Annotated in this window: 19 protein-coding genes; 1 reads left to right on the forward strand and 18 read right to left on the reverse strand. The window is 39.6% G+C overall.

The features are described 5' to 3' along the window. Positions 1-41 precede the first annotated feature (41 nt). The 12 genes from KH400_RS20115 to KH400_RS20170 all read right to left on the reverse strand — a co-directional run bounded on the left by KH400_RS20115 (position 42) and on the right by KH400_RS20170 (position 17070). On the reverse strand, positions 42-749 hold the full coding sequence (locus KH400_RS20115) for a response regulator (RefSeq protein WP_246589914.1): 708 nt from the start codon (positions 747-749) through the stop codon (positions 42-44). Between the two features lie 7 nt (positions 750-756). Next, the gene (locus KH400_RS20120) at positions 757-2388 is read right to left on the reverse strand and encodes an ATP-binding protein (protein ID WP_217227717.1); all 1632 of its coding nucleotides are present in this window, start codon (positions 2386-2388) and stop codon (positions 757-759) included. A gap of 291 nt (positions 2389-2679) precedes the next feature. After that, positions 2680-3849 (reverse strand): sporulation protein YhbH, encoded by a 1170-nt coding sequence (gene yhbH, locus KH400_RS20125; protein WP_217227718.1) that lies wholly within the window; start codon positions 3847-3849, stop codon positions 2680-2682. A 722-nt stretch (positions 3850-4571) separates the two neighbouring features. Continuing rightward, on the reverse strand, positions 4572-6293 hold the full coding sequence (locus tag KH400_RS20130) for a sigma 54-interacting transcriptional regulator (protein WP_246589908.1): 1722 nt from the start codon (positions 6291-6293) through the stop codon (positions 4572-4574). Between the two features lie 171 nt (positions 6294-6464). Next, positions 6465-7640 (reverse strand): thiolase family protein, encoded by a 1176-nt coding sequence (locus KH400_RS20135; protein WP_217227719.1) that lies wholly within the window; start codon positions 7638-7640, stop codon positions 6465-6467. Between the two features lie 5 nt (positions 7641-7645). Continuing rightward, positions 7646-9241, reverse strand: a complete 1596-nt coding sequence (locus KH400_RS20140; protein ID WP_217227720.1) for a class I adenylate-forming enzyme family protein — start codon at positions 9239-9241, stop codon at positions 7646-7648. A gap of 13 nt (positions 9242-9254) precedes the next feature. Then, positions 9255-10097 (reverse strand): 3-hydroxyacyl-CoA dehydrogenase NAD-binding domain-containing protein, encoded by an 843-nt coding sequence (locus tag KH400_RS20145; RefSeq protein WP_217227722.1) that lies wholly within the window; start codon positions 10095-10097, stop codon positions 9255-9257. A gap of 30 nt (positions 10098-10127) precedes the next feature. After that, the gene (locus tag KH400_RS20150; protein ID WP_217227724.1) at positions 10128-10892 is read right to left on the reverse strand and encodes an SDR family NAD(P)-dependent oxidoreductase; all 765 of its coding nucleotides are present in this window, start codon (positions 10890-10892) and stop codon (positions 10128-10130) included. A 48-nt stretch (positions 10893-10940) separates the two neighbouring features. Continuing rightward, entirely contained in the window at positions 10941-12281 is a 1341-nt protein-coding gene (locus KH400_RS20155) for a short-chain fatty acid transporter (protein WP_217227725.1), read from the reverse strand. An 88-nt stretch (positions 12282-12369) separates the two neighbouring features. Further along, a complete protein-coding gene (locus KH400_RS20160) occupies positions 12370-13827 on the reverse strand; it encodes a 4-hydroxyphenylacetate 3-hydroxylase family protein (protein ID WP_217227726.1) in 1458 nt (485 codons plus the stop codon). Between the two features lie 572 nt (positions 13828-14399). Then, entirely contained in the window at positions 14400-14951 is a 552-nt protein-coding gene (lepB, locus tag KH400_RS20165) for a signal peptidase I (RefSeq protein ID WP_217227727.1), read from the reverse strand. 223 nt (positions 14952-15174) lie between these two features. Then, entirely contained in the window at positions 15175-17070 is a 1896-nt protein-coding gene (locus tag KH400_RS20170) for a PrkA family serine protein kinase (RefSeq protein ID WP_217227728.1), read from the reverse strand. 270 nt (positions 17071-17340) lie between these two features. Between KH400_RS20170 and KH400_RS20175 the strand changes: the two genes are divergently transcribed. Next, entirely contained in the window at positions 17341-19209 is a 1869-nt protein-coding gene (locus KH400_RS20175; RefSeq protein WP_246589910.1) for a transglycosylase domain-containing protein, read from the forward strand. Between the two features lie 48 nt (positions 19210-19257). Here the strand turns inward: KH400_RS20175 and KH400_RS20180 are convergent, their stop codons facing one another. The 6 genes from KH400_RS20180 to queG all read right to left on the reverse strand — a co-directional run bounded on the left by KH400_RS20180 (position 19258) and on the right by queG (position 24282). Then, positions 19258-19815, reverse strand: coding sequence for a DUF5366 family protein (locus KH400_RS20180; RefSeq protein WP_217227729.1), 558 nt, complete (start codon positions 19813-19815; stop codon positions 19258-19260). 67 nt (positions 19816-19882) lie between these two features. Beyond that, positions 19883-20191 carry an antibiotic biosynthesis monooxygenase family protein gene (locus KH400_RS20185; protein ID WP_217227730.1) on the reverse strand — a complete coding sequence of 103 codons (309 nt, stop codon included), beginning with the start codon at positions 20189-20191 and terminating at the stop codon, positions 19883-19885. Positions 20192-20565: 374 nt separating this feature from the next. After that, entirely contained in the window at positions 20566-21039 is a 474-nt protein-coding gene (gene trmL / locus KH400_RS20190; RefSeq protein WP_217227731.1) for a tRNA (uridine(34)/cytosine(34)/5-carboxymethylaminomethyluridine(34)-2'-O)-methyltransferase TrmL, read from the reverse strand. 162 nt (positions 21040-21201) lie between these two features. Next, the gene (locus tag KH400_RS20195) at positions 21202-22080 is read right to left on the reverse strand and encodes an amidase domain-containing protein (RefSeq protein ID WP_217227751.1); all 879 of its coding nucleotides are present in this window, start codon (positions 22078-22080) and stop codon (positions 21202-21204) included. Between the two features lie 463 nt (positions 22081-22543). Continuing rightward, on the reverse strand, positions 22544-23074 hold the full coding sequence (locus tag KH400_RS20200; RefSeq protein ID WP_217227732.1) for a methylated-DNA--[protein]-cysteine S-methyltransferase: 531 nt from the start codon (positions 23072-23074) through the stop codon (positions 22544-22546). A gap of 74 nt (positions 23075-23148) precedes the next feature. Continuing rightward, entirely contained in the window at positions 23149-24282 is a 1134-nt protein-coding gene (queG, locus tag KH400_RS20205; protein ID WP_217227733.1) for a tRNA epoxyqueuosine(34) reductase QueG, read from the reverse strand. Positions 24283-24294 lie beyond the last annotated feature (12 nt).

Genomic DNA, 24294 nt, shown 5'->3' on the forward strand with positions numbered 1-24294 from the left:
TATGGAAATTAATTAACCTATGCTCATTTTGTTCATAATGATCACGTTAAAAAATAGCGACGCTCAGGTCGACCAACATCCCCATAAATTAATTCAGCTTTTACTTGTTCAATAGAAACTAGATACTCTAAGTAACGTCTTGCAGTTGAACGACTCGCTCCAATACGCTCTCCCACTTCTATCGCAGTAAATCCTACTTTTTCATTCTCTTGAAGAACAGCTGTAACCTTTTCAAGTGTCAACCGGTCAATGCCTTTTGGAAGTTCTGACTTTTCCTCTTTCACTTGCGGAGAAGTGTTTACACCTCTGAGTTGATCAAGCTCATCTTGTGTCATTTCCTGTTTCCCTTCAAACCGTTTTTGTTTTTCAACATAACGGTCAAACGTCTGTTTAAGGCGTTTGAAATCGACTGGCTTAATAATATAGTCAAAGATTCCACCACGAAACGTCTCTTCAATTGTTTCTACCTCATTTGCGGCAGTTATCATGACAATGTCTATGCCTTGATATGTTTTTCGGATCTCCCACATTAACTCCAAACCTTTCACGTCAGGAATATAAACATCAAGTAAAATTAGGTCCGGTAAGTGAGAAGCCTCTTCAAGAAAATCAAGTGCTTCTTGACCCGTTTTCGCTACACCAGAAACATGAAATCCTTCTACCATTTCTACAAACTGTTTGTTAATATCGGCAACACGAAAGTCATCCTCAATAATCAACACAGCAAATGACTGATTTGGCAACATCATCACCTTCCTATTTCTTGTCTTTAGGAATGGCTATAATAAAGCAAGCCCCACCTAAATCGCTTGTCTCTAGTGTTACATAGCCATCCAATTGTTCTAATTGTTGTTGAACTAAGGCAAGTCCAATACCTCTGTGTGCACCTTCCTTCGTTGAGTACCCCTTTGTAAAAACGTTCTCGACACTCTCTTCAGGTATACCAACTCCACTATCTTCAATTTCAAAAATGAGTTCATGACCAATGTCAGTAAAGAAAATGGTGACCAGCTGTTGAGTTGATTCCTTCACTGCTTCATAGGCATTTTCTAATAGGTTTCCTAAAATGGTTACTAACCCTTCTCTTTGCTTTTCTGTAAGTGGTGAATGAAGTTCACTATTAGCGTTGATCGTCATCGTTATTCCAAGTTCATGAGCACGATTTAATTTGCCTAGTAAGGCTGCACTCACATAAGGATCGCGCACATTTCGAATTAAGAAATGAATCCATTCTTGTTGCTGTCTACTCTCTTTATTGATAAAATCAATCGCTTCTTCAATTTGATCTAATTGTAAGAACCCTGAGATTGTATTTAATTTATTGGAAAACTCGTGGGTCTGTACACGGAGGGCTTCCGAATACTGCTTCACCTTCGACAATTCTTCTGCTAGACTCTCTATTTCCGTTCTGTTTCGAAAGGTTGAAACCGCCCCCATCAGTTTCTGGCCATAATAAATAGGTATACGATTCACAACGTACCTTTCCTCATTTACCCATAACTCTTGATTATAGTGGCTTTTTCCTGTCTCTAGTACTTCCATAAGTTGAGTTTGTGGCAATAAATCCTTGATATGGGTACCAACCACTTTTCGACCCTTATGTTGTAGTACCTTGCCAGCATTGCTGTTATACATTGTAATGTAACCGTTTCGGTCAACAGCAATAATCGCTTCACGGATGGACTGAAATATCGCCTCTCTCTCTTGGAAAAGTCGTCCAATTTCTTCTGGTTCAAGGCCTAAAATCGATTTCTTTACATGAAGAGAGATTAAAGTAGCCCCAACCACGCCAACAAACATACAAATCATAATTAAATACCAAACGTCAGAAACATACGTTCCGACTGTCATTTCGATATCATCAATTAAAAAACCTACTGAAACGACACCGATAATCTCCCCATCGTGAGCAAAAATCGGTACCTTCCCGCGAATCGATGGTCCTAGTGACCCCTCTGCTTCTGAAACATAGGATTCTCCTCGTAATAACGCTCGCTCATTATCATCACCCACCATAACTTCACCAATTCGTTCCTCATAAGGGTGTGAATATCGCTCGCCTTCTCTGTTACCAACAACAATAAATTCAGACTCTGTTTTTACTCTAATCCGTTCAACAATCGGCTGAATAATTTCTGCAGGGTTTTCAGTATGGAATGCCTCTTTCACTTCCGGTATCTCAGAAACCGAATGAGCAACATTAAGAGCTCGATTGCCAATTTGCTCGACTAATGTTTCCGAGTATTTTGTATTCGTATACATTCCTAAAAACAATAACATTATTGTAAGTAGCGAACAGATTAATACAATCGTTTTCAGCAACAGCGTAAAGCGAAACGCCGGTAAACCATTAAAAATACGTAACTTCTTCTTTTGAAACGGTTTCATAAATGATTCTCCTCATACCGACAACCAAGTACTCATTCTAGTATACACGTATATTAGAATAATAAAAATCGATAAACTGTACTCCTAGAATACGAACGGCTAGTACACTTCTCCTTATAAACTTATCTGAATATATAGAAATGATAAACATTAGTCGGATAAGTTTCATTTTGTTCATTATGTTTATGATTTTAATTTTAAAAAGGACAGTCTTAGATTCATTCCAACGAAAAATAATTGACCCCCGCCACAGTAACTATTCACTGCAAGCGGGGGCCTATCTGTGACCCTTTATATCTTGATTTCCTCTTCTTCTTTCCTAAAGAAGCTCTTCAAGGCGTGGTAGACATCACCTTTATCTTTCAAAATATAATGCCGGAAACGTTCATCTTTAATATTTCGATACGCACTCATTAATGTTGAGTGACGGCTGTATTGATTCACCTCACCATACCCAAACATGCTCGAATGTTCCATTAGTTCATTCACGAGCTTAATGCAACGCGCATTATCTGACGTTAAATTATCGCCATCGGAGAAGTGGAACGGATATACATTGTACCGTTTTGGATCATACTTTTGGTCAATAAGTTCTAATGCTTTCCGGTACGCTGATGAACAAATGGTTCCACCACTTTCACCTTTTGAGAAGAAATCTTCCTCACTGACAACTTTTGCTTCCGTATGGTGGGCAATAAATTCAATATCGACCGTTTCATACTTTGAACGTAAGAAGCGGGTCATCCAGAAGAAGAAACTTCTTGCCATATATTTTTCCCAACGGCCCATCGATCCAGACGTATCCATCATCGCAAGCACAACAGCTTTTGATTCTGGACGAATGACCTCACTCCATGTCTTAAATCGTAAATCATCATTGTAAATCGGGACTAGACCGGGTCGACCTTCCATTGCATTTCGCTTAATCGCTGATAAAATCGTTCTCTTCTTATCAATGTTACCCATAAGCCCTTTTTTGCGAATATCATTAAATTCGATGTCTTCTACAACTAATTCATCTTGTTCTTTCTTCTGTAAGTTCGGCAGTTCAAGTTCCTTAAAGAGCATCTTTTCAAGATCTAGGATCGAAACCTCGGCTTCAGAGTAATCTTCTCCTGGCTGATTACCTGCCCCCTCACCTTTTCCAGGTCCTTGCTGTTTAGCATTAGGATCTCTGGCAACAACATCACCGACATCACTATCACCGTCGCCCTGGCCGACATGTTTATTTTTATCATAATTGTAGCGAATCTTATACTCATCTAATGAACGTATTGGGATTTTTATAACATCATGACCATTGGACATAATAATATTTTCTTCACTGACTAAGTCTGATAAATTCTTCTTAATAGCTTCCTGTACTTTTTCTTGATGCCTCCGTTGATCTTGGTAACCTTTGCGGTGGAGGGTCCAATTCTCCTGCGAAACGACATAATTATGCTCGTTGTTTTTTTTCATTACCATTCCCTCCTTAAAAGCTATCCCTCTTCAGAATTCAATTAACAGTCTATCCTTAAGGACTAGTTGAGAAAAGCAATTTATCATTGATTCACATTTTCAAAGAAAGATCATATACTATTTTCGAGTCGTTAGTCTGTTGTAATTCTTGACTCCAACTAACTGAAAAAAGTTACTTACTTTATCCTATGCAACGAGACAAGAGAGTTGCTAATGAATTCTGACAAATTAGATTTTATTTAAAGAAGACAAGCCTAAAAACAGAGAAACTACCATTTGAAATAGCAGCAAAAAAAGACGATATGACAGCCTTCTGCTCACTTTACTTGATTGGGGCTCCGTGGGGGCTGATGATGAAAGACACTTCACTCCCATTCTAGGCTCCTTTTGTCCTTCATTCCGCTTATGAAAGACATTTCACTCCCATTCTCAGCGCCTTTTGTCCTTCATCACGCTTATGAAAGACATTTCACCAACACTCTCAACGCCTTTTGTCCTTCAACCGTTATGAGAGCGCAGTCTAGGTCGGTTATGTAAGATATCGTTGAGCCCCAACTACTATTAAACGACAAAAAGGGCCGCCCAAAGCCAAGTAACCATCATCTCATCTCTGATACACTATGTAGAACCTCTTAACAGACACTACTATATTTGTATATAAGATGAGTCCTTCGCTTACAGAACAGCCCCTGTTACGTTCATTTTCCTTAAAACAGGATCCCTTAGTTCGGTACACTTATATTTAATTTCTGCATTTTACGAACAAGAGTGGATTGGTTAATACCTAAAACTTCGGCCGCCTTCCTTGTTGTCTTAAAGTTTTTCAGACAATTCCTTAAAATCTCGCCTTCAAACTCTTTAAGTATCTCTTTTAACGGTCGATTTACATCATAGTTAGCGCTATCTTCACTTCCTTTCACTTCTGAAGGAAAATGATCCAGTGTGATATGATCCTCTTCATTCATGACGACCAACCGCTCGATATAGTTTTCTAACTCACGCACATTTCCAGACCATTCTTGATTCTTCAAACAGGTAAGCGCATCATGAGAAAAGCTCTTATTCATGCCGTATTTCTTATTAAACTTATTTATAAAATAAAAGGTTAATGGAATAATATCTGAACGGCGCTCCCGTAACGGTGGGACATGAATTGGAACAATATTTAAGCGATAATACAAATCTTTACGAAACTTGCCTTCTTCTGTCATCTTTAATAAGTCTCGATTTGTAGCGGAGATGATTCTTACGTTAACAGCAATACTTTGCGTACCGCCTACCCTCGTAATTTCTAGTTCTTGAACAGCTCTTAATAACTTCACCTGTAGATCTAGAGCGAGCTCACCGACTTCATCTAAAAATAAAGTTCCGTTGTTCGCTAATTCAAACATCCCAGGTTTTCCGCGTTTGTTCGCCCCTGTAAATGCTCCGCCTTCATAGCCAAACAACTCTGATTCCAACAATTCATGAGGAATTGCGCCACAGTTGACCTTAATGAAAGGGCTAGTTTTACGATTGCTATTGTTATGAACGAGCCTAGCAATTAATTCTTTACCGACACCTGACTCTCCCAAAATTAAAATACTTGAATCATAATGAGCCACACGTTTAGTTACATTAATAATTTGTTTCATCTTTGTACTTTGAGTAATAATTCCATCTGTCTCAACTTTACTATTTTTTATTTCGGCAAGCTCATCATAATACTTTCTTGACAACGCTTTCATTTTTTGGAGGTCTTTTTTAAGTTCGTTTAACTCAGAGATATCGCGTATATTTGTTACAACATTTATTAGATCGCCCTTCTCATCGAAGACAGGGCTCCCGGTTACTAACACTTCCTTACCTCGTACATTTTGAACGATCGTTACTGGTTCTTGTGTCCCAATCACCTTTTCAGTCACCGATTCCGAAACGATCCCTTCTTCGACAACCTGACTCATTTTTTTTCCGATTAATTCTTCCGGCTTTACGCCTGTAATTCTTTCGTAGGCGCGGCTCACCTTGACTCCTCTACCGCTCTCATCAGCTAGGTACATTGCATCATAACTCGCATTTATAATTGAGTCCAATTGACGGTTTAATTTTTGAACCTCATTCAATGACTGCTTTAACTGTTCTTTTTCTGAAATATCACGGAAATAAAGAACTCCACCTATGAAGTGATCCTCGTCTATGACTGGGTGCCAAGATACATGATACACATTCTCATCTAATGAAACATTCTGCTCGTGATCTTCGCGTTGAAACTGGGGGCTTTCACCAATCTTTAGCATTGGAAATAATCGATCTATCGAACATCCCATAACTTCTTGCTCTGTCTTGCCCGTCATCTGTAAAAGTCGTTCATTACAATAAAAAATAACTCCATCTTTGTCAATGAAAGCAATCCCGTTTTTAATGGTTTCGTTAAGCTTTTTAAAAAAAAGATCGTATTTGTTCATCTTATCCCCCTCAACTAACCATATCCGTATCGTTCTATCATTTACCACCACCAATTATACAACTTTTTAAAATTGTCCGCAAATTCAATCAAATAAAAAAGAGGGCAAGTCTATCACATGAGATAGGTACCCTTGCCCCCCTTTTAACCTCTAGTACGAAGGAAGATGGTGTTAAACTTCTACTAATAAAGCAATTCCTTGGCCGCCACCGATGCATAATGAGGCAATACCATAACGACCATTTCTTTTTTTCAATTCCTTGATGAGCGAGTATAAGATTCGACCGCCACTAGCACCAACAGGGTGTCCAAGCGAAATGGCACCGCCATTAACATTTGTCTTCTCCCGGTCTAATCCTAATTCCTTCTCAACTGATAAGTATTGTGCTGCAAAAGCTTCATTAACTTCAAATAAATCGATATCATCAACCGTTAAATTCGCTTTTTTCAACGTTTCTTGGATCGCTGGAACTGGGCCAATACCCATAATGTTTGGATCCACTCCGGCAACTGAGTAAGAAACGATACGAGCTAGTGGTGATTTGTTATTTTGGGCGACAAAATCACTGCTAGCTACAACAAGTGAAGATGCCCCATCATTTATTCCACTCGCATTCCCCGAAGTCACCGAACCTGACTTAGCGAATGCTGGCGCTAATTTACTTAGTGATTCTAAACTTGTATCTTCTCTAATATGCTCATCGACATCAACAATTTTTGTCCCTCTTTTTGTAGAGATTTCGACTGGAGCAATCTCCTCAGCAAAGCGTCCACTCTCTCGTGCTGCTGCTGCTCGCTGTTGGCTGAGTAGTGCATATTCATCCTGTTCTTCTCGACTGATATTAAACTTTTCAGCCAAGTTCTCAGCCGTTACTCCCATACCAATGCCAGAGTACTCATCGGTTAGTGTCGCCCAAAGCATGTCATCCATTTGTGGACTTTTCAACCCCGTACCAAAACGTGAACCACGCAAAGCATATGGGGATTGACTCATGTTTTCCGTACCGACGGCCAAGCCAACATCGCCATCACCAAGCATAATCGACTGCGCCGTAGAAATGACGGCTTGCAATCCTGAACCACATAAGCGATTGATCGTAAGCGCTGGACTTGTGATTGGTAGACCTGATTTTAAAGAAATATGTCTACTAATATACGAAGCATTTTTGGACGTATGAATCACATTACCAACGACAGAAAAGTCAATTTGCTCGCTTTCGATTCCACTTCGCTTGATCGCTTCTTGACTCGCAGTTACCCCAAGCGTTGTCGCATCAACATCTTTTAACTTTCCGCCAAACGAGCCAAATGCAGTTCTAGCACCTTCTAAAATATAAACATCTTTCATTCCCCTCACCCTTTCTTCTCTTTTGCAGCTGTTTGCTTTAATTCCGTTTTGATGATCTTACCACCAGGATTTCTTGGTAATTGCTCACGAAACTCGACAATTTCTGGCGTCTTATAATCAGCTAACTGATTTCTAACAAAAACTTTCACATCTTCTTCTGTGAGAATCGCATTTTCTTTTGGTACAATGACCGCCTTCACTCTTTCCCCAAACACTGCGTCTGGCTCACCAACAACGGCAGCTTCTAGTATATCGGGATGATTATAGAGGGTATTTTCCACTTCCACTGAGAAGATTTTTTCACCGCCACGGTTAATCATATCTTTCATTCGGTCCATAATATAGACGAATCCATCCTCATCGATCATCGCCATATCACCTGAACACCAGTATCCATCAACAAATGACTTTTTCGTTTCTGCTTCATTTCCCCAATAGGAAGGGACAACATTTGGCCCTTTCACCCATAATTCCCCAACTTCATTAGGCTGACAAGGCCCATCAGCTCCGACAACTTTCACCTCGATCACTGGGATTGGTAAACCTACAGAAGATGGTTTCTTTTCTTGATAGCCTTTAGGCATCACTGTCGTTGGTGAGCTTGTTTCCGTTGCTCCGTAAGCATTGTGTAATTCCACTTGTGGAAACGCTTCTTTCAATTGATAGATCGTTTGCGGTGACATTGGCGCGCCACCATAGGCAATCGTCCGCAATGATTCATAGCTGTAGTTTTTAAATGAAGGGTGCTCCATCATTAATACATAGATCGTTGGAACATTAAACGTAAATGTAATCTTTTCTTCGGATAGAAGACGATTGAATTCTTCGCCCTTATACCTTCGCATTAAGACATTGGTTCCTCCGATATAGACGAAATGCAATAGCTGTCCAACAAGACCCGTCACGTGAAAGAGAGGGACCGCATCTAATGAACGATCATTCTCATCCGTTTGGAATATTCGCTGATAAGAAATGACTGAATGCAAAACACCAATATGTGTTCCGACAGCGCCCTTTGGCATTCCCGTCGTACCAGAAGTAAACATGACATATAATGGGTCATCTTCATCAATATCTACCTCTGGATACGAATTTCTATCTTCCACTAATTCCGAATAAGGTAAGAATGCCTCATCATCATCCCCAATTAGAAACTTATAATCTATTGCTAACTCGTCATCGAGATTAGCCTTGAACTCATCATCTGTAAACACAATGGACGCACCTGATTGTTTAATCATAAAAGACAATTCTGCTTTTGCCAAACGCGTATTTAATGGAATTAGGATTGCACCCAGCTTCGCACATGCAAAAAAGACTAATGAAAACTCGATGCAGTTGCCCACTAATAGAGCAACACGGTCACCTTTTCTCACTTGATACTTATGATAAAGGTTGCCTGCAATATGTTCAGTAACTGACCACATGTCTTGATATGTCAGACGATTAGACCCCATTACAAGCGCTTCACGACTCGGATGTGCTTCGACTGTTTCTCTGAAAGCTTCAACAAAATTTTTCGGGCGATCATTATATACTTTCACGTCCCGTTTAAAGTGGTTTTCTCGTTCAATCCCTTTTAGATCTTCTTTCGTCCACATCGACCTCTCCCCCTTACTTATATTCGAAAATACCTTTTTGTGTTTTTCGCCCTAAGTAACCACTTCGAACCATTTTTCGTAAGAGCGGAGCTGGACGATATTTGCTATCAGAAAATTCATCATAGAGAACTTCCATCACATGCAAGCAGACATCAAGTCCAATTAAATCCGCAAGTGATAGCGGACCGATCGGGTGGTTTGCACCTAGTTTCATCGATTTATCAATTTCCTCAGCAGAGGCAACGCCTTCCCCTAGTAAAAAGATGGATTCATTGATCATCGGAACTAACACACGGTTGACCACAAATCCAGGAGCCTCATTGACTTCTACTGCAACTTTTCCAATGGATTCAATAAACGACTTGCTTTCTGTCACTATTGAATCCTTTGTTCGTTGTCCGCGAATGACTTCAACGAGCTGCATAACGATCGGTGGGTTAAAAAAGTGAAGCCCAATCACCTGATCTGACTTTTCCACATAAGAAGCAATTTCGCTAATACTGATCGAAGATGTATTTGTCGCTAAAATTGTGTTTTCATCGCTGATGCTTTCCATATCTTGAAAAACAGCTTTTTTGATTTCTTTATTTTCTGGTACGGCCTCAATAATGACATCGAAAACTCCAGTGGGCTTCATCGATGTTGCTGTAATCCGGTTAAGGGTTGCCTGCTTATCCTCTTCACTCATTTTTTCTTTTTTTACCAATGAGCCAAGCTGTTTCTCAATCACAGCTTTTCCTTTTTCAATTTGCTGTTCAGATTGATCAAATAAGGTAACATCATGATTCCCTTGAGCAATGACTTGTGCAATTCCTGATCCCATCGTTCCTGCACCAATTACTAATACTTTTGACATCGTTTTATTCCCCCATTGATTCTTTTTTCGTTATTTCGCTGTCCACCCGCCATCAACATAAATGGTTTGACCCGTAATGTATGAACACGTATCTGACGCTAAAAAGACTACAGGGCCAACTAAGTCATCAAGTGTCCCGACCCGACCAACTAGTGTACTATCTGTGATCCCTTTCAACACTTCCGGATCTGAAAGATAGTCCTCAGTCATAGGCGTTTTAATATACGCTGGTCCGAGCGCATTGACGTTAATTCCGTGAGGTGCTAATTCACTTGCCCATACCTTTGTTAGCTGGTTAATGCCACCTTTTGAAGCAGCATAGCTCGTTTGATTCGGACGCCCGATTGTTCCTAAAATTGAAGAAATATTAATCATCTTTCCACTTTTTTGTTTGACCATCTGTTTTGCAACGGCCTTGCCAATTAAGAAAACACCTTTTAAATTTGTGCCAACGACACGGTCCCAATCATCTTCTTCAGTTTCAATCAATGGTTTACGTATGTTCATACCTGCGTTATTAACAAGGACATCAATTCGTCCAAACGCTTCAACCACTTGCTCGACCATATTCGTTACTTCAGACTCGCTTGTGACATCCGCTTGAAAGAATCGAGCTTCAATCCCTTGTTCTTGTAAAGATTTAATCGCTTCCTCTCCATCCTTTGGATTACGACCATTAATGGCAACCGTTGCTCCGTATTGACCAAGAGCTTCAGCCATGCCTAGTCCAATCCCTTTTGACCCTCCTGTTACTAATGCTACTTTATTTGATAAATCAAAGCTTGGAATACTCATGAAAAAACCTCCTATTGTTTTTACTTCTCTACGATCAAATCGAACTACTTAGAATATTAAGAAAACTGCAGTGAAAACAATTCCTACCCAAATTAAAGTAATACAACAATAGCCCATCACGTCACGAATGGAAAGCTTTGCAATCGCTAACATCGGTAACGCCCAGAACGGTTGAAGCATATTCGTCCATGCATCCCCCCAAGCGACTGCCATCGCAACCTTTGCAATATCAACACCTAATTCCTGCGCGGCTGGAAGCATAATTGGCGCTTGAATCGCCCATTGTCCTCCACCAGATGGTACGAACATATTTACGACACCTGCTGCAAGAAATGAAAAGATCGGTAATGTTTGTTCTGTTGAAATCGATACAAATCCGTCTGAAATCATCGCAGCTAATCCAGACACTGTCATCATCGCCATGATCCCTGAATATAATGGGTATTGGATAATAATATTTGCTGCACTTTTACCTGCATCAACACCTAGCCCAACATACTCCTTTGGTGATGAAACAAATAACATTCCAAAACAAATAAAGAATAAGTTGACTATATTTAAATTAATAGCATCTAACCCACCATTTTGAACCAAATAAAGGATCAACGAAGTTAATAAGAATCCACCTAATAATAGAGAACTAACTCGGCTATTTTCCCACCGTTGTGCAGGTGTGTCACCAACCTGTTTAGGTGGTTCATTGTTAGGTTCTAATTCTGCTGTAGCCGCTTGCTCATCAGCAGTAAATTCCATTACATGTTCTTTCTTAGGCTTCATCATATTTAAGATAATCGGTAATGTCACGAATACAACAGCTAATGTAATGAGGTTGTAACTAGAAAACACCGTTTGAGAAACAGGGATAACACCAATTTGCTCTTCCATAAAATGACCTGGCGTTGCAATCGCTAGACCGACAGAGCTTGATAATCCCCCATGCCAAATAACAAAACCTGAATATGCACTCGCAACAAGTAAAGGATAATGAACACCTCTTACTTGCTTAGCTATTTCCTTGGCAACAAGCGCACCGATTATTAAACCAAAGCCCCATGAAATCATTGAGGCAATCATCGAGATAATAACACAAATCGTAATTGCCATTGTTGGCGTCTTAACCTTAGAAGCCGCCGTTTCTAACACCTTTTGTACAGGCCTCGTATGTGCCAGGATGTAGGAGGTCACAAGCGTTAATGTCACTTGCATCGAAAATTCAAGTAAATCCCACAATCCTGTGCCCCAGCTACCTAATAGACTAATTGGGTTTGCTCCACCGATGAATATACCTAGAAAATAAGTGATAAAACTTAATAAAATCGCAAAAAGAATCGCATCTGGCAAGTACCTTTGCATGATCCTTGTGAAAAATTCACTGAGTACCCTTAACATTGACTTCCCCCTCTTTTATCGTAATTTCAAAGATTATTACCGAACTGAAGACCAGTGCCTCAGTTCGGTAATGAAAGTGATTCCATCATTATTTTTTATTGGAACTCATTTCTTCAGAGTCTTTGACAATATCATTTGCATACTTAATTTTATCTTTCCAGTTAATTCCTCGTTGAATGACAACCTTTTGCGCTTGAGGTGAACCTGCTCCGTGCATACATTCAACGATCGGTGTAGACCCTGTCATGTTCTCAACGAGGCGGCCCATCTTAATTCGCTCAATCGCATCAACATTTTCACCGGTACTGAAATATTTGTGCATATATGATGACACTCTCGGATTATCAAATTCTTTTTCAGAAGGAATCGTCGCTACAAAACCACCAGCAATGTCTTGAGAAATTTTTGTTACTTCTGGATAATAGCGAGCCGTATTTAATTTGGAAGAGTTCGCTAATACTGGGTCAACAAATGCTGTCCCACAGCCAAATTCTGAACAATTAAACGAACACGAAAGAGCACCACTGTACATCGTTTCTACTAAGTGACCCATTTCTGATAGTTTATCCTTCACATGGCTAGCTTTTGCCACCCCATGCATGTCAGCTAAACTTGCTGTTGCACCGATTAGAACATCAAGGTTTCCGGCCTTACATGCACCGTAATTTTGACGGTGATAAGAGGAGAATCTCTCAACGAGTTGCCCCGTGTATTGTGTTTCTTTATACATAAAGACGCGATCCCAAGGAACAAATACATCTTCAAAAACAATTAGAGCTTCCCCACCAACAACACCGTATTTCGCATTTCCTTGGTCAATATGACCTTCCCATTTACGGCTATCATTAACTTGTCGTCCAAAAATATAAATAATGCCTTCAGCATCTGCGTCAACAGCAAAAGAAATCGCATAATCTTCATCAGCCGGAGACATCCCCATTCCTGGCATCACTAAAATTTGGTGAGAGTTAACCGCTCCTGTCTGATGCATTTTTGCACCACGGACAACAATGCCATCTTCTCGTTCTTCAACGACTCTTACATATTGATCAGGATCATGTTGTTCTGATGGCCTCTTTGAACGATCACCTTTTGGATCAGTCATTGCCCCATCTGTCATATAGTCATTATTTTGTGTATGAACGAGGAATTCACGGAATTTCTCGTGATAATTTGTACCAAGGTCTTGGTCCATTTGCCAAGTGACCGAGTATAACGAAATTAAACCATCCATTCCGACACAGCGTTGGAAACAGGTTCCAGTAATTTGCCCAGCTACTCGCAGCATCATCGCCTTTTTAACAAGGTCCTCTTGGTTTTGCGGAATATGTGTCCAGCGGTTGATCTTGTTCCCAGTTATATGAGAAACAGCACTTCCTAACTCTTCGTATTCTTCCTCTGTACCAAGTTTATACGTCACGGAAGCGGCATTAATATGTGGTCTCATCGCTGGATGATCAACAACATTTTCAACTCTTTCCCCCATAAAATAAACTTCTTTTTTCTGCTTTCGTAAACTTTCTACATATTGTTCAGGTGTCATCATAATACCTTCTCCTCCCTCTCATATCACACATATTGGATCACGACTTTCACAAGTTGTGTAATCGCTTTCTTTTCTCACTTTTTTATAGATGCAAGACTTGTTCCAATTTATGAAATATTTAAAAAATAAATAAAAAATGGCTATATTTAGGCACTCTAAAGAGAGATCTCAATAAACAGAAGCAAGGTTTCCTACGCTAAATTGATGCATATTAGCATCATAAATAGCTAATGATGCACTTTCGCAACAAATGATGGCAGAAGAGTTTATTCGGACGCTTTTTATTCATAAAAGCTTACAGGAGCAGTTTTAGGGGGAAAGATCATTCACAAGATCCAAACAAATTTACCATGCTTGAAGATGAAGCTCTATCCAATAAAAATAGTTTATCTATTTTTATGAAGGACATTTCCCTCGCTTTTCCCACTCTTTTTGTCCTTCATCCGCTGATTTTCGTATAAATCTATTAAAACTATATCAACAAAAAAACAAACGTACGAATCCATCTGTGAATTGGTACGCTTATTACTTTTGCTATTTGTTATTTTCACACCCACAACTAGTACGGATGTTTACTTTAACAGTCGAAAGTCACTTAACGGCCAATAACAAAGATTTGCTTTACCAACAACTTGGTCGAGAGATATGAAGCCTAGCTGGCGACTATCCATGCTATTTCTACGATTATCTCCTAACACAAACAAATGACCTTCAGGAACAACACTTTCATTTGTTACATCTTCAATTGTAAAATCATTTGTAAAAACGTTTCCATCGTATTGTGCGCGAAACTCTTCTAAATACGCTTCTTCAATCGGGACGTCATTAACATAGAGAATATCATCCTTATAATAAATCGAATCACCAGGTAATCCAATCACACGTTTAATATAATCATTTTCTTTCGTGGCATGAAAGACGATCATATCGAATCGTTTTGGTTCTGAAAGATTATAACTGGCTTTATTAATAATAATTCGTTCACCATCTTGAATCGATGGCATCATCGATTCACCATAGACCATATAATTTGCAAAGAAAAATGTACGAACGATGATAACTAGAATAAGGACAACAACCAATGTCTTAACCCATTCGAAAATCTCATTTCTTAACTGCCCCATATATTTCAACCCCTACCGCTAAGCTACCACTATTAATGTACCACTACGGTAAATTTTCTACAAATGGAAAATAACCTAATAAAGACTATAAGCTCACACAATGATATGCTCTATTGAAAACCTACTCAAAGTCATTCTTCTCTGCTCCCTCAGTTTCACCTGTATCTTACTTCGCCCCAAAAGAAAAAGATGTGGCGCAAGACCACATCCTTCTTTCCATTTATTATCGGTTTAACAAGCTTCCAACATAGCGCAGCAATTCATTCGCTGATACGGAGTTATAGCCGTGCTCATCAATTAAGCGTGCGATCACTTCATTAACTTTCTTCAGCTGTGACTCATCAGGAGTCTTCGTAGATGTAGTAATCTTAACAACATCTTTTAGATCCGCAAAGAGCTTCTTCTGAATCGCCTCACGCAAACGCTCATGCGAATTATAATCAAACTTCTTACCTTTTCTAGCATAGGCAGAAATTCGAATTAAAATTTCTTCACGGAATGCTTTTTTCGCATTTTCAGAAATGCCAATTTGCTCCTCAATTGAGCGCATTAACTTTTCATCTGGGTTCATTTCTTCACCCGTTAATGGATCACGCAATTTATTTTTATTGCAATATGCTTCAACATTATCTAGATAATTTTCCATTAGTGTCTTCGCAGATTCATCGTATGAATAAACAAACGCTTTTTGAACTTCTTTTTTCGCAATTTCATCGTACTCTTTACGAGCAATCGCAATAAAGTCTTTATAGCGCTCGCGGTCTTCATTTGAGATCGATGCATGCTGATCCAAACCTTCTTTAATTGACCGCAAGACATCAAGTGCGTTGATTGATGTTAACTGCTTACGAATAATCGCTGATGAGATGCGGTTAATGACATAACGAGGGTCAATACCGTCCATGCCCTCATCTTGATATTCTTTCTTTAATTCATCTAAATCTTGCCCATTGAAACCTTCGACATCCTCGCCATCATACAAACGCATCTTCTTCACTAAGTCAACACCTTGGCGCTTTGGTGCTTTTAAACGCGTTAAAATCGTAAAAATAGCGGCTACCTTTAAGGCATGCGGTGCAATGTGAACATGTGACATGTCACTTTCTTTAATCATTTTTTGATAAATACGCTCTTCTTCACTCACCTTTAAGTTATACGGAACAGGCATCACGATAATCCGTGAATGAAGCGCTTCATTTTTCTTGTTTGAGATAAATGATTTATATTCTGATTCATTCGTATGAGCAACAATCATTTCATCAGCAGAAATCAGTGCAAATCGACCGGCCTTAAAGTTCCCTTCCTGCGTGAGTGATAATAAGTGCCATAGGAACTTCTCATCACACTTGAGCATTTCCTGAAATTCCATTAAACCACGGTTGGCTTTGTTTAATTCACCATCAAATCGATAGGCGCGTGGATCAGATTCTGAACCATATTCAGCGATCGTTGAGAAGTCAATGCTCCCGGTTAAATCGGCGATATCTTGAGATTTTGGATCAGATGGACTAAACGTCCCAATCCCCGTACGTTTGTCTTCTGAGAAGAAGATTCTCTCAATCATCACATCTTCAATGCGTCCGCCATATTCTTTTTCTAACCTCATCATGTTTAAAGGAGAGAGATTACCCTCGATCTTAATCCCATACTCTTCATAAAAATCATCACGTAAATGCTGTGGAATTAAATGAAGAGGATCCTCATGCATTGGGCAACCCGCAATGGCATAAACAGCACCATTTTCTGTTCGTGTATATTGCTCAAGTCCACGTTTTAACATCGTTACAATCGTTGATTTACCACCACTGACTGGCCCCATTAACAATAGGATTCGTTTTCGAACATCTAACCGCTTCGCTGCCGAGTGAAAATATTCTTCAACAAGCTTTTCAATGGAATCTTCTAAACCATAAATATCACCATCAAAAAATTTGTAGCGCTTTTTTCCATCAACCTCTTCAATTCCAGCATCTTTAATCATATTATAAACACGAGAATGTGCAGTTTGAGCTATATTTGGATTTTCTTTTAACAGTTCTAAATACTCCGCGAACGTCCCTCTCCAAGTTAATCGTTCTTCTTCCTCACGATACTGTCTAGCCTTATCTAAAATATCCATATGTTCCTCCTTTCAAGTCTCACCTCAGTCGCCGGTTACTAAATCCTATGCACCCCAGCTTCTGAACATACCTTTTAACTTGTCATGATAACTGGACAAAAGACCTTGCCCTACAAAGCTTTTTTCTAATATTGAAGGAGCTTATAAACTAGGTATCTGTTTTATTCACTATACGTTTCAACCTCTTAAAATATGAATTGCTTTAGAGAAATAGATGACGCAAATCTACAAGAAAGGTAAAATAAAAACAATGCGAAAGGAGAAGAACCATTGCATATAAGAATAACGACAGGACTTTTTATTATTTTGCTGCTTTTCATCTGCTTTTTACTATTATTAACTCAAGTCATCACAGAGACCGGACACACTAAACCTATTCATGAAGCAATTGATGAGCAGATCAGCGTTGACCATATTGCGCTTCCAACAAATAGTTATATATATGACCAACATGGCACGTTAATCTCAGAAATCTATCAAGCTGAAAATCGGATCCCACTAGCCTATGATAAGATGCCCACCCATGTCATTGATGCTTTTATTGCCACTGAAGACAGGAATTTCTATGATCATAAGGGGTTTGATCTGACAGCCATCGTGCGGGCATTAATGATTAACATCGAAAATAACTCGATTGAACAGGGGGCTAGTACAATCACTCAACAGCTTGTTCGAAACGTGTTTTTGAGCCACGAACAAAGCTATAACCGCAAATTAAGTGAGCTCCTCTACGCTTATCAATTTGAACAGCATTATGACAAAGAAGAAATAATTGCCTTATACATCAATACAATCTATTTCCAACATGGTGTATATGGAATTGAAGCGGCTAGTCGCTACTATTTCGGACGCTCGACAGACGAGCTTTCTTTAGCAGAAATTGCATTTTTAAGTGCGATTCCAAACAATCCAACGTATTACAACCCACTGACAAACAAAGACAAAACTAAGGAACGCCAACATTGGATTTTACAAAAAATGATCGAGGTTGAAGCCATTACTGAAGAGGAGTACGAGCTTGCGTTAGTGGAGCCTATCCAATTAGAGGTTACGAAAAAAACCGATCACTACCCTGATTATGTCACCTATATTCATCATGAATTTACGGAGCTAGTCGCTACACAAGACGGGTATGCCGATCGCTTGCGAACCGCTGACGCTAGTGCCCGCGAATCGATCAGACATGAGCTGGATCAAAAAGTGGAATCACTTTACCGTGAAGGGATCATCATTGAAACAGCGCTTAATCCGATGATTCAAGAGCAGACCATTGAGACGATCAGCAACCAGTTACCCGAATCGGATGTTGAAGGTGTTGGTATCGTTATTGACCATACAACGAATGAAATCGTCGCCATCACCGGTGGGAAACAGTACAACAAGTTTGATTTTCACCGCGCTTATCAAGCAACGAGACAACCTGGGTCAGCGATAAAGCCATTGCTTGTGTTTGCCCCTTATCTAGCCGAAAGCAACGCATCGATTCATAGTTCTATAAACGCTAATAATTTGTGTATTGAAAGCTACTGTCCTAAAAACTATGGGGGCGGACAATACGGAACAGTGACGATAGAAACAGCCTTAAAACATTCGTACAATACCGCTGCGGTCCGTCTTCTGATGAGAACAGGTATTGAAACCTCTTTTCAATATATAGACGATCTTCGTTTTGAACATCTACATCAGAGCGATTATCATCTTCCGGCAGCACTTGGTGGCCTCACATATGGCGTGACTCCACTTGAGCTTACAAACGCATATACAACGTTTGCTAATGAAGGGAAGTTTCAACCGGCAAAAGGGATTCGCCAAGTTACTGATTTAGACGGGAACATCCTATATCAATGGGAAGAGACCTCCACTCAAGTCTGGGACCAAGCAACAAATACAAAAATGCGCACTCTTTTACATAAGGTAGTCACGGAAGGAACAGGTAAAAAAGCGTATTTGGCACACTCCTATATCGGTGGGAAGACAGGAACAACGAACAATTATCATGACGCTTGGTTTATCGGCCTCACTGATCGTTATACCACAGGTGTCTGGGTTGGAAAAGACCAGCCACAAAGCTTGGGAAACGTCTATCAACGTTCACCACACCTTCTGATTTGGAGGGATGTAATGAGTGCGATTCATTAAACACCGTGGAGAGATGAGCAATCATCGCTCCCCACGGTGGTTTATTTTTTACAACGGCAAGCTTGCCATGAAGCTATTATACAAACGTAAAACCGCAAAACTGATCGCTAGCACGAAGCTAAACCAAAAGAAAGTATGAAAAAACACGACACCAAAAAGCCCAAGAGCCGATAAAGAATCACTAATTTTATAGACAAAAAACACAAAATAGATGAGTGTGGCAACTAAAAACACACCAACAATGACTTCAATAAAGGTACTTCCTAATAATGCAGCAACACTAGCTATCAGATAAATCCATGAGCCTGAACGGATTGTCGTTAAAGACACACCTTCTTCATCTTTAGAAAAAAACAATAAAGACAGTTGAACCATCGTATCCGATATTAACTTTAACGCGGAAAAAACCATAAAAAAGAACAATAAAAGCAAAAATAATAAGGTTCCTTTGATCCCACTCTCCGAAAAAAATTCCATCATGCCTTGATACAACCCTAAATCATCTAGCTTCGTTATAATCACCGATTGTGAATACATCGCAAGTGCTGTACTAAATAATAAGATGGAAAACAACGGAAAGTGGCTTGTTAAATATGTATTTTTCATCACTTACCACCCTTAGTCATTAAAAAAATCAACAGGTTTTAAAACGCTGTTGATTTTAGAGATCGATTTATGATGTATGATAAACAACCTCATAAGCATTTAGTTGGTTCCCAGAAGCAGGACTCTTTTCTTTTGATTCACGTCTTTCTTTATGCGCTTTTTTAAAGGCATCACTCTCAACCCATGCCTCGTATGCTTCTTTTGATTCCCATTTTGTAAAGACAATTTGCTTACCGTCTTCTTCTTCATGGTTTAAAAATAGAAACTCAAGGCACCCAGGAACGTTAGTCATATTGTCAGCACTTTTTCCAAAGCGTTTGATCATTTCATCTTTCGCTTCCTTAGGAACATATAATTCATTCATAACGACATACATGCTGTATCCCTCCTACTTCATTTATCATATCCATTATACAACAACTCAAACTTCCAGCAATGGATAATTTCTCCGAGCAATCAACACTTCTCTTACAGGATTCATTTGTTCGTCACAAAATTGATGCTTCCTTGTTCACAGCAAACAAGTTATACTCTATAATAAAAGTTGGAAAGCTATGATTACTAATTGCTTTTTTAAAAGGAGGTTAAACAGATGGGCACACTTCTTATTTTAGGTGTATGTGCAGCATTTTTAACTGCCATCTTCGCAGCAGGTTACGAAGGTAATCCTCGAAAAAATTAAATAAAAAAGGGGTGTCCCCTAAGTCACTGTTACTTAGCTTGGGACAGCCCTTTTTTAATCACCAACGATTAACTTAACTCAGGAAATCCTTGCTGACGCAACGCCTCATAAATGACGAGCGCTGCTGTATTGGATAAGTTCAATGATCTTACTTTATCGGTCTGAGGAATACGTAGACAATTTTCTTTATTTCTCTCCAACAGATCATTCGGTAACCCGGTTGTTTCCCTGCCAAATACAAAAAAGATATCTTGATTACGATCTCGGTAATCAAAATCACTGTACGCTTTTGTCCCTACAGTCTCGATAAAATAAAATGCCCCTTGATTATACGTTTGAAACAGTTCATCTAACGAATCATAATACTTAATCGTAACATCAGCCCAATAATCACAGCCTGCTCGTTTTAACATCTTATCATCTGTTGAAAAGCCGAGTGGCCGAATCAAATGCAGTGTTGTATTTGTTCCTGCACATGTTCTTGCAATATTACCCGTATTAGCAGGTATTTCAGGTTGATATAGTACAATATGTAACCCCACGTTTCGCACCTCTATTTCATTCCATGTTTAAAATATATGTTAATAAGAAGAGCGCCTATGCAGACAGTTATTCCTGTAACTCATAGGCGCCATGCACGACTTTCATCCAAACGTCATTATACCATTATTTTCAGCTTGTGAGAAATCACTTCCTGCTATGCATTAATCAGCAATATGAAAAAACCTATAGTTAATATGTTCAGTCCAAGCCGTGGAATCCTCATACGTCCAATAACGCATTCGACTATTTGTCGTCTGGGCATTCACAAGTGGCATTCCATCTGCATCCTTAGCAACGACAATCGTTGTATGCTGCCACCTTCCATCACCGTCAAAGTCATAACAAATCACATCACCTGGGCTCAACTCTTTTGCTGAAGACATCTCCTGTCCTCGTAAACCACTTTCTGCACCGCTTAAATACCAACGCATCGCATGAGCAACTGACCAGCTATAGCTCCAGTTTTCCTCTCGGTACCACCAGCCTTTTGAGCGATTAGATGCTCCTGACATCGGTGCCCCACCTGCCCGTAGGCATTGCGAGACAAAATTTGTGCAATTGTTTTCAAAGCGTCGGTAAATGGGATTATAATCATTCCACCATCGTTCAGCATAACGAACAGCTTCTAAGCGATTGTAGGAGAATCGTTCCTTTTGTTCTGATTGATTTAAGCGTTCGATTTGTGGTGATTCAACCACTGAGTCTTCAATGACCTCAAAATCATCGGCTAATTCTTCATTCACAAATAACGCCCGCCGATGCTGAAGAAGCTCTTCCATATAAAACTTCTCCTTATTTTTTATTAAAAATTGATGGTGAAGTAAATAATCAATTTCAGCTTCATCGTCAATCCGCTGCTGCCGGATGACTTGGCCCTCAATGCTTGCTTTTACAATTTCAGCTTTACGGTGTTTTAAAGCTTGCTTTTTTCTTGCCAAGCTTTCACACTCATCCGCACGGATATAAGCTGTTTCCAATTGCCGATCTTCAACAAAGCATTGATTTCTCTCATTTATAAAATGCTTTAATTGTTCAACCAATTGTGGCACTCCGAACGCCTCCTATCATTTATAAAAAAACAGCCTGATTTAACATATGATGAAGAGCACGTTCATTATTAAGGCTGTGTTAAAGTTTATTGTTGATGCTCGTTGATATTGGGCTCCTTTCGTACGAAACCTTTGTTTCGCACGCCTTTCAGGTACTGAAAGGTTGGAAGATATGAATGATATCATGGAGAAAATTTATTTTCTCATAGGATTTCATTCATATCTCCCATAAAATGAGCCCAATATCAACATTCAACGATAACAGAGCCATTATTAAAAATAAAAAAGAGGCTAAGGACAAGAGGTTTATTTTTACCTCTTGTCCTTAACCTCGAAGCAATGAGTGTAACCGCCACGATCATTTAAAAGCCCGGTGTGAGTGGGTTTATCACAACGGGCATTTGGCGAGTGAATCCATTGCCAATATTTTTACTAGTTTTACTCCGACCCACTACTAGGAAATTTTTTCAATTGAACCTTCGAGGTTAAGTAATGCTTCTTTTCTTGCCAGACCACCACCGTAACCGACCATAGCACCATTGCTCCCAATCACACGGTGACAAGGGATAATGATCGGCACAGGATTCTGGTTATTGGCTCCTCCAATCGCACGTACCGCTTTTGGTGCACCAATCTCTTGTGCAACTTGTTTATATGAACGAGTTTCTCCGTATCCTATTGATTGTAGTGCTTTCCAAACACACTTTTGAAATCGGGTACCATACAAATCCAATGGAACATCGAATTCGACCCTCTTACCTTCAAAGTAATCTTCTAACTGCTTTACGACTGGCTTTGTTAACTCGATATCTTCAACTAGTTTACCCTTCAAACCATTTTTCTTAATCCAAGCTTTTATATTCGGTAAGCTGTTATCGATCGGGCCATATTGAAGCAAACATACACCACGATCTGTTGAGACTATAGTTAATTGACCTATTGGACTATCCATTACATCATAATAGATAAATGACGGTTGTGTCATATTACCCCTTCCTTCCAAACCAGTCTTTTATTTATCATACAGAATTATTTTAAAGATATCCATATACATATATGCTAATCTACAAGCAAATTCAGCCCTTTTTTGATTTCTGCTAGGACATCTTCGTCTTTTTCTCGCTGTATCGCTTGTTCTAATAATTCTTCGCTACCTTCCTTGCCGATCTTCCCTAGCGCCCAAGCGGCTGTCCCGCGAATAACCGGACGAGGATCGTTCATCATCACTTGATACAATTCATCAACAGCATTTTCGTCTTTGTAATGTGCTAGTGCAATAATCGCATTTCGTTGAATCGGCTTCTTTCCACGCCACGAACCTGAGAGCTTCCCAAACGTCTCCTTAAACTCTCGATTACTGATACGTAAAAGTCGAATCAGTTTCGGCTTTACCACTTCAGGATCAGGCTCCATCTCTTGATGGTGATGAAAGTCTTTCCCCTTATTCTCCGGACAAACCTGTTGGCACGTGTCACAGCCATACAAGCGATTTCCTAACTTTTCGCGAAAACGATCGGGAAGAAAACCTTTCGTTTGTGTTACGAATGCAATACATTTATTTGAATCCAACTGTCCCCCTTGGACTAATGCACTTGTAGGGCAGGCGTCTACACATTTGTTGCATGTTCCACACTGATCAGTGATCGGCTGATCTGGCGGAAGAGATATCGTGGTGATTAACTCACCTAAATAGACATAGCTCCCAAACTCCGGTGTAATAATCGCACAGTTTTTACCACTCCACCCAATTCCAGCGCGCTCTGCAACGGCACGATCAGAAAGTTCACCAGTATCCACCATCGATGTTACGTTGGCTTCAGGGACTTTCCTTAAAATGAAGGCTTCTAATTGCTCCATGCGCTTTCTTAGCACATGATGATAATCCTCTCCCCACGAGGCCCGACAAAATACCCCTCGCCTCTCTTTGCTGTTACTCTTTGGTGCATCTTTCATTTTTGATGGATACGCGAGTGCAATGGCAATCAGTGTTTTGGCTTCAGGTACGATCTTAGAGGGATCAACTCTTTTTTCAATATCTGACTCCTCAAAACCTGATTGATAACCTAACTCTTGTTGTGTCAGTAACCGTTCTTTTAATTGTTGAAAAGGATCAGCAGCTGCAAATCCAATTTTATCTATTCCAATACTTTTACTATATGCAATGATTTCCTTTTTTAATTGGGCACTTGTCAATTCTTTCACCCC

The organism is Desertibacillus haloalkaliphilus, assembly GCF_019039105.1.
GTDB classification, from domain to species: Bacteria; Bacillota; Bacilli; order Bacillales; family KJ1-10-99; genus Desertibacillus; species Desertibacillus haloalkaliphilus.